Annotated in this window: 12 protein-coding genes and 2 pseudogenes; 5 read left to right on the forward strand and 9 right to left on the reverse strand. The window is 60.4% G+C overall.

Annotation, left to right across the window (positions count from 1 at the left end; genetic code table 11):
- Nucleotides 1-11: 11 nt before the first annotated feature.
- The 7 genes and pseudogenes from J6497_RS28955 to J6497_RS28985 form a co-directional block, all read right to left on the reverse strand.
- Nucleotides 12-1790 (reverse strand): thiamine pyrophosphate-binding protein, encoded by a 1779-nt coding sequence (locus J6497_RS28955; RefSeq protein ID WP_225707670.1) that lies wholly within the window; start codon nt 1788-1790, stop codon nt 12-14.
- A 200-nt stretch (nt 1791-1990) separates the two neighbouring features.
- On the reverse strand, nt 1991-2854 hold the full coding sequence (locus tag J6497_RS28960; RefSeq protein ID WP_225707671.1) for an SDR family NAD(P)-dependent oxidoreductase: 864 nt from the start codon (nt 2852-2854) through the stop codon (nt 1991-1993).
- 147 nt (nt 2855-3001) lie between these two features.
- Nucleotides 3002-3250 carry a GMC oxidoreductase gene (locus J6497_RS28965; RefSeq protein ID WP_376708286.1) on the reverse strand — a complete coding sequence of 83 codons (249 nt, stop codon included), beginning with the start codon at nt 3248-3250 and terminating at the stop codon, nt 3002-3004.
- A gap of 5 nt (nt 3251-3255) precedes the next feature.
- The gene (locus J6497_RS28970) at nt 3256-3528 is read right to left on the reverse strand and encodes a hypothetical protein (RefSeq protein ID WP_225707672.1); all 273 of its coding nucleotides are present in this window, start codon (nt 3526-3528) and stop codon (nt 3256-3258) included.
- A 254-nt stretch (nt 3529-3782) separates the two neighbouring features.
- Entirely contained in the window at nt 3783-4094 is a 312-nt protein-coding gene (locus tag J6497_RS28975) for a hypothetical protein (RefSeq protein WP_225707673.1), read from the reverse strand.
- Between the two features lie 468 nt (nt 4095-4562).
- Nucleotides 4563-4955: an ester cyclase gene (locus J6497_RS28980; protein WP_225707674.1), complete on the reverse strand. Its 393-nt coding sequence runs from the start codon at nt 4953-4955 to the stop codon at nt 4563-4565.
- A gap of 73 nt (nt 4956-5028) precedes the next feature.
- Nucleotides 5029-5199 (reverse strand): annotated as a pseudogene (locus J6497_RS28985) (lycopene cyclase family protein); the annotation flags it as partial.
- A 649-nt stretch (nt 5200-5848) separates the two neighbouring features.
- Between J6497_RS28985 and J6497_RS28990 the strand changes: the two are divergent.
- The 4 genes from J6497_RS28990 (at nt 5849) to J6497_RS42105 (ending at nt 8558) form a co-directional block, all read left to right on the forward strand.
- Entirely contained in the window at nt 5849-6892 is a 1044-nt protein-coding gene (locus J6497_RS28990) for a helix-turn-helix domain-containing protein (protein ID WP_225707675.1), read from the forward strand.
- A gap of 247 nt (nt 6893-7139) precedes the next feature.
- Nucleotides 7140-7550, forward strand: a complete 411-nt coding sequence (locus J6497_RS28995; RefSeq protein ID WP_225707676.1) for a chorismate mutase — start codon at nt 7140-7142, stop codon at nt 7548-7550.
- 132 nt (nt 7551-7682) lie between these two features.
- Entirely contained in the window at nt 7683-7919 is a 237-nt protein-coding gene (locus J6497_RS29000; protein WP_225707677.1) for a DUF3551 domain-containing protein, read from the forward strand.
- 264 nt (nt 7920-8183) lie between these two features.
- Nucleotides 8184-8558, forward strand: coding sequence for a DUF3237 domain-containing protein (locus J6497_RS42105; protein ID WP_249793789.1), 375 nt, complete (start codon nt 8184-8186; stop codon nt 8556-8558).
- Here J6497_RS42105 and J6497_RS29010 read toward each other — a convergent pair.
- Both J6497_RS29010 and J6497_RS29015 read right to left on the reverse strand, forming a co-directional pair.
- Nucleotides 8536-9297, reverse strand: a pseudogene (locus J6497_RS29010) (alpha/beta fold hydrolase); the annotation flags it as partial. The gene J6497_RS42105 and the pseudogene J6497_RS29010 overlap by 23 nt on opposite strands.
- Before the next feature lie 390 nt (nt 9298-9687).
- Nucleotides 9688-10809: a helix-turn-helix domain-containing protein gene (locus tag J6497_RS29015; protein ID WP_225707680.1), complete on the reverse strand. Its 1122-nt coding sequence runs from the start codon at nt 10807-10809 to the stop codon at nt 9688-9690.
- 312 nt (nt 10810-11121) lie between these two features.
- On the opposite strand from J6497_RS29015, the gene budA reads away from it, so the two are divergent.
- On the forward strand, nt 11122-11928 hold the full coding sequence (budA, locus tag J6497_RS29020; protein ID WP_225707681.1) for an acetolactate decarboxylase: 807 nt from the start codon (nt 11122-11124) through the stop codon (nt 11926-11928).
- The last annotated feature ends 522 nt before the right edge of the window (nt 11929-12450 follow it).

Here is a 12450-nt window from a genome sequence, read left to right on the forward strand (position 1 = left end):
AATGCATCCGTTCACGTTGCGCCAACGGGAATCTCGATCAGGTTAGGAGCGCCAGATGCGATACCTGCCTCGATCGCTGGCGCAATGTCGGACGCGCGATCCACACGGCGCGCGCAGACGCCCATGGACGCTGCCAGCGCATGAAAGTCGATAGCCGGATCAACGATGTCCATCGCGATGAAGCGATTGGCCCGCACGGAGGAAGAATGCGGTTGCGATTTCACAAACCTCTTCAACATGTTGTATTCGCGGTTGTTGATCACCACGAACGTCACGGGAAGCTTCTCGTATGCTGCGGTCCACAGCGCCTGCGGTGAATAGAGGGCTGCGCCGTCGCCGACAATGGAGACCACGGGCTCGCGATTGATGCCAAGCGAGAAGCCAACCGCCGCCGGCATGCCCCATCCGAGCGCGCCACCACGCGAAAAGAAATACCGATGGCTGCTCGACGTGTTGAGAAAGGCGCGCAGATGGCCCATCGTCGCGGCCGCTTCATCGACGATAGCAATATCGGGACCAATGGCGCGGGCCATCTCACGGCCGGCCACGAGGGGGGTGATCACAGGACCGGCGAACTCGCTATCGGCGGTCGCCATGAGCTGCGCGCGCCGGTCCTCCCGATCTTGCGCGGCACGCTCGCGGAGCGCGGCGTAGGTGTCGGCGCGGCCGGCAATCTTTGGGGCGAGAAGAGAAAGAAGCACGGTCAGCGAGACTCCGATATCACCGACCATGGACAGCTTGGTGGGGTAAGTGCGCCCAAGCCATCGGGCGTCGGCCGACAACTGAAAGAGGTCGACGCCGCTCGGCACGGCCGAGCCCTCGGTATAAAGGATGGTAATGAGCGATTTGCCACCGAGCGCAAAGATCGCGTCATAGCGTTTCGGCTCGCGAGCAATCTCGTTCGCCTTGATGGGCAAGTTTCCCCTCCACAGGGGGTGCGAGGTGGGAAAGGGCATGTGCGCCGGCCAAGATGATCCATAGACGGGCGTAGCAAGCGCGTCAGCGAGACGGACGGTTTCGTCGGCAGCGTTGCTGGCTGAAACTTCATCACCTGCAATAATGGCAAGCTTTCCTGGAGCGATCGCAGCCAGGTAGTCGGCCAGCCGGTCGCGGGAGCCGGCAGCTGAGGCGCGGTCGATGACTGAGACTTTACCTATGTCGACTGCAGTCATCTGCTCCATGACGTCCATCGGCAGGGACAGGAAGACCGGTCCGGTTGGCGCGGCATTGCTGTCGTGAAAGGCGCGCCGAACCAGAGTTGGAATCTGGTCGGCGTGACCGACTTCTCTTGCCCATTTCACCGCGGGGCTGGCGATGCTGGTGAGGTCTCCGAAGAGCAGCGGGTCGGTAAATGTATGTCTGGAATCCTGTTGACCTGCCGTCACCACCAGCGGTGTTCCGCAGACGCTCGCGTTCAACAGGTTGCCCAGCCCATGGCCAAGTCCACCAGCGGTGTGGAGGTTGAGGACGCCCGGACGACCCGAAGCCTGCGCGTAGCCGTCCGCCATGGCAACCGCGCTGGCCTCCTGGAGCGCCAGCACGTAGCGGATATCCGGCGCTTCCACGAGAGCGTCGATAAGGAATAGCTCAGTGGTTCCGGGATTGCCGAAGATGTAGCGTGTTCCTTCACTTCTCAATACTTCAAGGAACACGGCAGCGCCGCTGCGTTGACCAAGTCTATCCACCGTTGTGATTGGCGTGTTGACGAGCCCCCGCGCGAGGGTCGCCTCGGCTGGACGCTTATTCGACGGCAGCTGTGCCGCATTTTGTTGCGAGGTTTTGTTGGTCATGATCGCTCTTGTGCCCATTTAAGGAATTCTTCTTTCCGGTTGTCGTGAGCGAGCAAGGCAATATTCTTTCTTCTCGCCATCAGAACCGTTTGCCGGGGATCGGCGACGGGAGCACGTTGATCATTCACAAGGCCTGCAGCTCCGGAATGCGGTGCATACGGGCGCCTCCCTCTCTCGCTGCAGTGCTCATTGATCTGCTCCTATCGGTGTTGTTGCATTCGTTGTCGGAGGGGGAGCACCGCCGGCTGACGCGAAGTCTCCTTGGCCGTCGGCTCGGTAAGGCGCGCCGCCGGTTCGGCGCGGGACAAGTTTGGCACCAGCGCCTGTAGCCCTGCCTCGTAAGCGTCCCAGTCCGCCACGTTGGGCAGCGAAGGCAGCGTGGCGAACTCACCTTGATCGAGGCCGACAAGGGCCGCGTCGACCATGGCCGCGGCTGGCATCACGATCCCGCCGGGCATTTGCTTCAATGGCGTGTCAGTCGTCCCCCAGAGGTCCGTTGCCGTGACGCCCGGCAGCACGACGTGGACGCGCACGCCCTTCTCCGCCAGCTCATGTTTTAGCGACCGGCTAAAGGCGAGGACAAATGCCTTGGAAGCACCGTAGACGCCGTTGAATATCCACGGGGCCAGCGCGACGGCCGAAGCGATATTGATGATCGTGCCACCACCACGCTCGACGAAGCCGGGGGCGGCCGCGTAGGTGAGGCGGGTCAGAGCGTCGACGTTCAGCGCAATCATCTCGCTCATCTTGTCGACGTCGGCCTGCAGAAGGGGAGTAGTCGAAGCGACGCCGGCGTCGTTGACGACGGTGGTGATCCGCCTGTCGGTCCGCAGCACTGCCTCGACCTTTGCGAGATCCTTGCGCTTGACGAGGTCGGCGGCGATCACCTCGATCTTGCGGCCGGTCTCTCCCGCGATCTTGTCGGCCAGCCTTCGCAGACGGTCGAACCTGCGCGCCACTAGAATGAGGTCATAGCCGCGCCTGGCCAGGCGATCGGCGTAAATGGCGCCGATGCCCGACGAAGCGCCGGTGATCAGCGCGAAACCTTTGATTGCTTGGCTCATCGTGACTCCTGATTTTGTCTTCAGCATTGGTGAATGTGGACGATCGGAGATTTGCCGTCGTGAGCCTATGACGCACCTTCAACGGTACTGGCGCGCACTATTCACCGCGAGCGCGTTGCTAGTGGAGCGGGTTTGACGTTCGCTACCCTATAAGCCCAGCGCTCGTTCTGCTGGGGATTTGTTCCCTGCCAGGATGTCGGCCGCCTTCTCCGCGATCGCGATCACGGCCGCTTTGGTGTTGCTACGGACCATCGACGGCATCACCGACGCATCGGCGATACGCAGTCCTTCGGTACCGAAAACCCGGAGATTTTGTTCTTCACGAACAAAGGCGGGGCTATTCTGCCAAGAACACCGCTGTGTCGCTGACGAAGCGCGCCCCGGATATTGAAACAATCGAGTCAGACCGATGAGCCCGAGACCCGCGCAATCTCGATTCGGTCACCGACGCGACGGATTCGCAGAACTCGTTGTTGTTGGCCGATTGCATGAGGAACCGAGATTAGTTCCACCTGCCCCGGCCGAAGCGTCGCGGAGAAGCGCGCTACGGCATGCTGCTCGGCGTCGCCGCCCCGCTCGAAGACGATATCGATGGTGGTCACGACCTTCCAGCCATCGGTCTCGGCCACCCAGTAGGTCGTAGCCGAAGCATTCGTGCCCAGCTCGGTTACCACGGCTTGGCGCTCGAGGATGCCGCTCTCGGGCTGAGCCGCACGCCGTCGTGAGCCGTAGTACCCAACGCGGCGACCAGAATTGCGACAAGTTTGGCTGACTTCACGATTTTCCTCATTTCACTCTCTCTTTGCGATGTCACAATGCGCGCCCGATTCCTCCAGCCTGTATCTGTGCGACGCCACCAGCTGCGAAGGGCTCTTGCAGACCGACAGACCAGTCCAAACTCGGCCACCAATTTCATCGGCTACAGACCTTAGCCCATGCCTCCCGGCAGAAAGCAGCGCGCTTTCGGATGACCATCCAAGTAGTACGGCCAAACCATCGTAGGCCCAGCGCGGTTTGGTCCATCAACCACCGCTTCGTCCGGCACGTCGACCCACTCACCATCGATGCGCACGCGATAGTGACCATCCTTGCTATCCCAATCGACATCGTCGAGGCGTTTGGCATCACTGCCATCGCAGCACGGTCCCTTGCCGCTGTGCAAGCTCTCGAACCATCCGTTCAACTCAGGGTGCTCATGGTCGTGAGCGCGTGCGCAGCCGATTGCAGCTACCAGCAGCATGGAGAATATTGCTAACTTTGCAGGCCAAGAGCCATCATTCATTTTGCACCCACGATTGCTACGAGAGCGGTTGGTAATCGAGTCTCCGCTCAACTAGGCGCTCGCCGTTAAATTACGATAGTCATATCATCATATCGTCGAGACACTAACGTGTGATGGTTTGCGCACGGTGCAAGCTGCCAATCGGCAACGCTGCCGCAAGCCTCGACACGGCGCCCGTCGAACCTGCGCGCCACCCGAGCTTGTCTCCGTCGTCGGTGAGTGTGGGCGATCGGAGATTTACCGTCATGAGCCTATGACGCACTTTCACCCATACTGGCACGCACTGTTGCCGCCTGAGCGTTGAGCGGAGCCTGATCTGATTTTGCTGCTGCATTTGGGCGCAGGCGGAGCCGACCGTGGTGAGAACCGGCTTCTACTTCGGCTTCCCCGATCGGTCCGAGGGCTCGACTGGGTTTGACAGCTCAGTCATTTTGTTGGAGCAAGCTGCCGTACGACTGTGGCCTGATCGAAATAGGCCCTTTCGCAGATGAGCCCGTCGCCGTCGAACAAGAAGATCAATGCCGCAGGAACTTCCATCTTCTTTCCGCTCGGCTCGATCCCGCCCCACTCGCCACGTTGCGTTCCTTGCAAGCGACACTCTACGATGACTGCATCGTCCGCGTGATGGACCGCGGTTCTCTCTATTTGGAAGTCCGGAAAAGCAGCAAGGAGGGCCCCCAATAATCTGTTTACCGCTTCTGCACCATCGGCGACAACACCGAGCGCCGGCACTTCATAGCGAGGATGTTCGAAAGTCTTGACGGTGGCTGTGACGTCGTGCCGAATAGCTTCAGCCTCGATGTGCTCATTTACGATCAACTACGCTCTCTTCGTTTGCGCAACACTATTAGTCATTGCATGCCTCCGGGATCAAAGGTGTGGGTAACGGATTGAACAGTTGCGGGAAGGCGACAGGCATCGCGATCTCCGGCGCGTCGTCCCGTCCCCCCGCCTCCACCACGGCTACGCTGACAGCGGGATCCTGGCTAAGACGTGCTGCGAGCACGCATCCAGCCGACCCGGCCCCAACGATGACGTAGTCAAATTCTTGCCTTGCGGTCATGCCTGAACTCCAAATCCCTACTAGCCCGAAAAGTTAGGCCGTTAGAGGTTGGATGTCGCGAGCCGGCGGCGCACTTTCAGCGGTATCGGCGCGCACTTCCCCCGCAACCGATCCAAATTCGCTAAGCAAACCGAGATCACGCGCCGGTCAATACGCGGACGGCGAACAGTGCGCGCTGGTACTGGAGAAAGTGCGTTATGGGCTGATGACGGCGGCTCTCCGATAGCCATATCAAGCGTTGATGAAGGCAACATCAGAAGACAGGGCGATGAGCCGAAATACTGAAGCCAAACTTGTCCCACGCCACGCTGGCGTCACGCTTAACTGCGCCGAGGAGCAATGCGGCTTCGCGTCAGCGGACAGTAACCCCTCTCCAATTAGTGACACAGAAGACCGCGTTGCTGTCGTCACGCGGATCGATTGCAACGAGCAGGAGAGCGTTGGTTGGCAGCCGGAGCTCGAAACCGGCCCGATCGGCTCACTCCCGATATACCGTCCGTTCGTATCGGATAGGCCGATGACCCACGCTGGTAAGTTGCCACGGTGAACGACACTCTTTGCCTGGTGCAGACGAGCTACACGCCGATCATGGGGCTACCCGAGGAAATGCAAGCGCTATTGGTTGTGTCGACTTCTTGGAGGACCGGCGATGGTACAACAGAGTTGCGATTTCGCCCGCACGTCGCGATTGAACCGCGAGGAGTGGACCGCTTTGCTCCGGTCTACTTGTGGAGGAGACCACCGAGTTGTCGAACCCGATGCTCTTGTTGGTTGGATGCGCCGACTCAGCGTTTATGGGATCGCTGCAGCCGCGACGAAGATCCAAAGCGGGCTGGCAACCGTCGATCACGGGGCCGACCTTTACCGGTTCGAGCAGACACACCGCGATGCCCGCCTCGATGTGGATTGGTACTGCGCCCTGTTTCCGGTGGCCGGCCGGTCGTGGCTGACACAGAACGACCATACGATACAATTTGGGGTGGGAGATATTGGCCTGGGAGACGGCGCTAGGCCGTTTACGCGTCTATCTGAGACCGGTTCGCAATGGCTCTCAGTTTATCTGCCGCGCCAGTCGGTCATTTCCCATCTGGGATTCGAGCCCAAGGCTTGCTTGTGCGGGCGCGGCGAAACGCCCGCGGCGCGCGTCCTTCGTCAGTTCGTTCTCGAAGGCACCAAAGATGAGGAATCCACAGCCGCGCAGTCCGACCCCCACATGCAGCTCGCCCTCTACGATCTGCTCAGTGCCGTATTTGCGCCTTCCGAGCCGTGGCCCGGATCGCGATATTCGGACAAACTGTTTGCGCGTATCCGCCGCATCATTCTTGACGGCTTTGCCGATCCGAATTTCGGTCCCAACGAGATCGCCGCCGAAACTGGTATCTCGCTGCGCTATCTTCAGAAGCTCTTCACGGAGCGCGGCTTGACCTGCACTGAGTTCATATATTCGGTTCGTCTGGATTACGCCGCGCGCCTCGTGCACCGCCGGGCGTTACTGGGATCAAACCAGCCTCTGAGCGAGATCGCCTACGCGTGCGGCTTTCGCGACTATACTCATTTTGCGCGAAAGTTTCGTCATCGGTTCGGTCATGCCCCAGGCGCGCATTCAGGAGAACCTGATAGCTGTGGCGATCGAGAGGTGCCAGTACCGGTGAAAGTGCGTCGTAGATTCACGACGCCTGCGCTAAGAGCCTGACTCAAAAGACAACTACCGCGCGAGACGCCTGAGAGCGATCTGGATGCCCCCGATGCGGCTGGTTTCTTTCCCTTGCAAAGCCGACCGCAATTCCAGTCCAGAGAACGCGGCGAATGCACGAAAACATAGTGCGCTCTGATGCCGATGGAAGTGCGCGCCAGGCTTACGACGTTGTCCGGCCGGTGACGTAAGTTTCTCGGCATCGCTCGCAGAAACAGCATTAGCTCGAGCGAAGCGAGTCCCGTCCATGCGCAAAATCCTCCCTGCCCTTATATTCCTCACTTGCCGCGCCGCCTACGCGGACGACGCCTCGAATGAGCCCGCTTATTGGAGCCACCCCTCGGTCGACGGCGGCAAATGCTGTGCGACGCTAATGGAGGTCCGGGACAACATCGACCGTCTCGACCATGCGATCATCGCTCTAATGGCTGAGTGCGGGAAATATGTCGCCGAGGCCGGCCGCTTCAAGAAGGACCCGGGCGCCGTCAGCGTGCCGGCCCGGGTCGAAGCAATCATCTCGAAAGTGCGAGCTGACGCCGAAGCTCAGGGTCTCGACCCGGCCGTGGCGGAGCGCACGTATCGCGCGATGATTGCCGCCTTCGAGGACTACGAGCGGAAGGAGTGGACACGTCGTTATGGGCGGGAACCGGCGAAGTGAATCGAATTGTTCATTCGGGCGGCGAACTTGACCCATTTCCGGCCTTCACCGCGAGCGTCGCCAACGTCCGTCCGGATAGCCGCGGCACCGTTCACGTCCGCTCCTTTGACCCAACCTAAACGGAGCGTAGAAATGACAATGATCATCAAAAAGGCCATCCCCCTAGCTGCGAGTCTCCTGCTACTTGCTACTCACGGTCTGGCCGCTGCAACTTACGCGCACCATCGGACACCGTCGTCGATCCACACCGACAACTCCCGTCATTACTGTCTCACCGGCGACGGGGAAAATGATTGCGGCTTCACGAGCCTGCCGCAATGCGAGGCGACTGCTTCGGGCGGGCTTGGCGTTTGTAACATGGTGCCGTAGGGCCTCTGGAGCGCAGTCCATACGCCTCTCACGCTTCCCGGTAAAATCCCACGGGGCAAGAGAGTAAGTGCCATCGTATGATCATAGTCTTGCCTACCAAGATTGTCGCATGACGCTTGCTCTCTCGCGTCGGTGGGCCACGAGCCGACCTTCTGAGGCTGCCCCGATCACGACGTGCGATAGAGGACACGATTTGATGTGGCGTTCGAGAGAGGTGGCAAAGGCCGTCTCGCAGGCAAAGTACGCGGCGTCTATTACATTTTGATGCGTGCCGACGGACGCGTTGACCTCGACGTCAGAGCGACACTAGAAACCGAGGACGGCCATCGCATTGCGGCGCAAATTGATGGCGTTGCAACGCCGCGAGCGAATGAACCGATCGTTGATCCCGTTGAGTACGTACGTCTCGCCACCGCAGCATCGAAGTATGGTTGGATCAATTCGAGACAAATTTGGGGGCTCGGGACCGTAAACTTAGCGGACGGGGAAGATACACGTAGAGGCGTTTATGCAGTAAAAAAGAGCACGCACGCGACCATTGCTAGTTTTCGCCTGGACTGTCAGCGCGATGCCTCGGTGAATGGCCCATGCGCGTTGACGTCCTCCGGCTATCGGGCTGTCCCGCGGCTTCCAGGATGAGCTGGGCAATCTCGTCGGGATGGGAGATCAGCGAAAGATGGCTTGCCTTCAGCTCGATCGTCTTGGCGCCCATGCGCTTGGCCATGAACCGTTCGAGATCAGGATTAATCGTCCGGTCTTCGGTGGAAACGGCGTAGAAGCTCGGCTTCGACCGCCACGCGGCATGCGTCGTCTTGCCAGTCAGCAGAGCCTTGTGGAACGGCTCCTGCACCGCATAGAGGACCCTCGCCTTCGCTTCCGGCAGGTCGCCCGCGAAATCGCGCAAGAACGCAGCCTCGCTGAGACGTCCTTCGTCGCCGTCAAAGACAATCCCGGCCGACGCCGGTGGCGTTGGAAATGTCTTGGCCAACGCGGCGTAATCCTCGCCCGCATCCGGCGCCCGCGCCGCCACATAGACAAGAGACGACACGTTCGGATGCTGACCTGCCTCTGTCACGATCATTCCGGAGAAGGAATGCCCAACCAGCACCGTCGGACCATCCTGCCGCGCAAGCACGCGCTGGGCCGCGGCCACCGCGTCGGGCAGCGTTGTCAGGGGATTTTGCACGGCCGTGGCATTGAGTCCCGCTGCCTGCAATCGTGCGATCACTTCAGACCAGGATGACCCGTCGGCGAATAGCCCATGCACCAGCACAACATTGCGCGCCTTCAGCGCGGGCTGCGCAGCGGCGGCGGTACCCTGGACAAGCGTGCTCGCCGCCCCCGCAGCCACCATGCTCACGAACGCGCGTCGATTCATTGTATAATTCTGCCTAAGATCGTCTTGGTTATTCATGGAGTTCTACTTTCAACAACGTCCGAGCCTTGGTATCCTGGCTCATCGCTCCGTCTCCTGATCTTGCCTTCATCGGTAACTATGGACGACCGGAGCTTGGCCGTCATGAGCTCATGACGCACTTTCACCAGTACGGGCGCGCACTGTTCGCCGCTTACGCGTTGACTGAGCTTGATCTCGTTTTGCTTGTCGGATTTGGGTTTAAGCCGCGCTCGCGGTGGATCGTCGTGAGCCACGACGCGATTGAGCGAGACGTCGATAAAAGGCTTTAGGCGGGGAATCCTCTTCGAGGAGTGGTGTGGATAGCGGTGCGTAGGCCGGCAGGCAACTCCCGCACGGCGATGCAGCCGGGCGCTAGACGTTGTCAGCGGATGGCGAATACTCAGCCGCGCGGGCGCGCACTATCCCGGTCCCAATGGCTGAGTTTCCCTCCAAGTGGCCGCCCGGCGCATGGCCAAACCGATCCCGGAATCTTCTTGCGAAATGGGTATAGTCGCGAAAGCCGCAGGCATACGCGATTTCGCTGAGAGGCTGACCTGTAGTGTGCGACGTCCGGCGTGCCAGCAGGCGCGCGGCGTGGTCCAAACGAATGGAATAGACTAATTCGCTGCATGTGCAGCCGCGTGCCGTCAAGAGCTTCTGGACGTAGCGCAGCGAAATCCCCGTTTCGGCTGCCACCTGTGCAGGACCGAAGTCCGGATCGGCACAGCGATCGTTGATGACGCGGCGGATGCGGGCGAACAGTCTATCCGCATGACGAGAGACGGGCCCCGGATCAGATGGCACAAATAGGGCGCCGAGGAGGTCGTAGAGGGCGAGCCGCATGTGCGGGCAGGGCGGCGCCGCTGTGGATTCTTCGCCTCCGGCACTGTCGAGAACGAGCTGACGGAGGACGCGCGCTGCTACGCTTTCCCCGCGCGCAGATAAGCAAGTCTGCGGCTCGAATCCGAGATGGGAAATGAGCGACTGCCGCGGCAGATAAATAGAAAGCCATTGCGAGCCGCTCTCAAATAAGCGCATCGAGAGCCGCGCCCCATCCATGAGTCCAACATCTCCCGCTCCGATTTGCACAGTGTGCTCGTTCTGGGTCAGCGCGCACTGGCCAGCGACTTGAAACACTGCACTGTACCAATCCGTGTCGGCGATGAGGACATCGCGGCGCCTCCGCGCGAACCCGTTAATGCTGCCGGCATGATCCACCGCCGCCGCAAGCCCCCACCGGACCTTGAATGCGGCTGCCGCGATCCCGTAAACGCTTCGTGGGCATATCCAACCGGCAAAAGCATCACGGTCGCTGACTTGATACTCGCCTCCGGTCGTCGCGCGGACCAAGACCGCCCACTCCTCGAGGTTCAACTGCGGACTGCCGACGAAATCGCGGCTTTGTTTCACCATCGCCTGCACGTCTACCGGCATAACTGCTGCATGGTCTAAGTCCGGTCGGATCGTCCGCGTCTCGAATTTTGCGCGTTCCATGGCTTAGCTCCCTTGGGAGGCTTGCAATAACTAACATGTTACTGACATATCAGTCGTCTCTCAACAATATCACAGAAGATTGAGGCGGCCTCCAGCCGGCCGTGTGCTGCCAAAGAGGTAGGCGGCCGGCCCCGCTCGGAGGACCTGGTTCCGCCAGCACGGAACAGTGCGCGCTCATACCCGGTGAGAGTGCGTCTTGGGCTCACCACCTCCGACCTCTGTCGATCTAAACTTCGGTCGCGACATCCAGCCGCAGCCTACGGGCGGGAGTTACTCGAAGGTGTCGCGGTGGACCCGGCGATAGGAGCAGACATGATGATCGAGATGGTCACGTCAATAAGACTGGGCTTTCCACCATTCCGTTTGGTTGTTTGGCCCACGCTGGCGCTCGTCACGCTCGGCGCTGGTGCTTTGCCCGCGGGCGCTGGGGAAGCATATCAGGTCGCCACGATCTCCAGCCTACTCGCAGGCGGCTATGATGGCGACACCACCGTGGACGAAATGCTGCGCCATGGCGACTTTGGATTGGGCACCTTCAACGGAGTGGATGGCGAGATGATGGTGCTTGATGATCTGGTTTATCGCGGGACGACTGACGGTCGCGCCCATTTGGTGGCACGGTCGGAGCGGACCCCGTTTGCCGTCGTGGCTGCTTTTCAACCGCGCGGATCGATAGCAGTTCCGGCCGGACAGTCGCTGGAGCAACTGCAAGCTACGCTTGATGCGCTGCCTTACAGCCTGTCGCGGATCCTTGCAGTTCGCATCGACGGTCAATTCCAATTCATTCAGGTGCGCAGCGAGCCGAAACAAACGAAACCCTATCGTCCGCTGACCGAGGTGATTAAGGAAGAGCAGGTCGTCAATTCCCTCACCGAAGTCGACGGCACCCTGATCGGCTTCCGGTTTCCGGTGGCGGCAAGCTCCGTCAACGTGGCCGGCTGGCATTTCCATTTTCTGACCTCCGACAAGGCCCGGGGCGGCCACGTCTTAACGCTCACCACCGGGCCGGGCCGGGCCTTGGTCCAGGAACTTTCCGACCTGCGCATCCGTCTCCCGGCGCAGGCCCCTAGCTCGAGCGCCAGCGCGGAAGCCGTCAAGGCGGCGGAGCAGCCACGCTGAATATCGGCGCCCAACCCGACACCACCACCGAGTGGTCGTCCTATCCGGGGACCACATGGTTGGGGTCGTACAAGTGAGCTGGGCAATGGAGTCGTGATTGATTCTCCGACTTTTGAGCGTCCGCGGACCAAACCGCGACTTTCTCCCTCGGCCATGGCGAGGTCGGTGACTGGAGAAAGCACAACCGCTGCTTGCCGTCCTTACAGCAACGGTAGCTCCAGCTTTTGATGTAGAGCTCACAACGACGGCGCCGTCAGGTTTTTCCCCGAGCTGAATTTCGCGTTGAACATCGAGCGGCTTGAGCTTGCCGGCCCAGTTTTCTGCCTCGCGAATCCATTCTCCGAACCCACGACTAAAAGCTACGGCTTGCGCGGTGGCTAGGGGTGACATCGCGGAACTGGCCGCACGACGTTTATCGCGGTACCCGCTTTTTTCGCTGTTGATTCGAATAGTTGTGTACTGAGGAGAACAGCGCCGCGGCGGAAGACCCCTCCTCCGAACCCACGATCAAAAAATGCAGTT

It is taken from the genome of Bradyrhizobium cenepequi (assembly GCF_020329485.1).
In the GTDB taxonomy this organism is placed as follows: Bacteria; Pseudomonadota; Alphaproteobacteria; order Rhizobiales; family Xanthobacteraceae; genus Bradyrhizobium; species Bradyrhizobium cenepequi.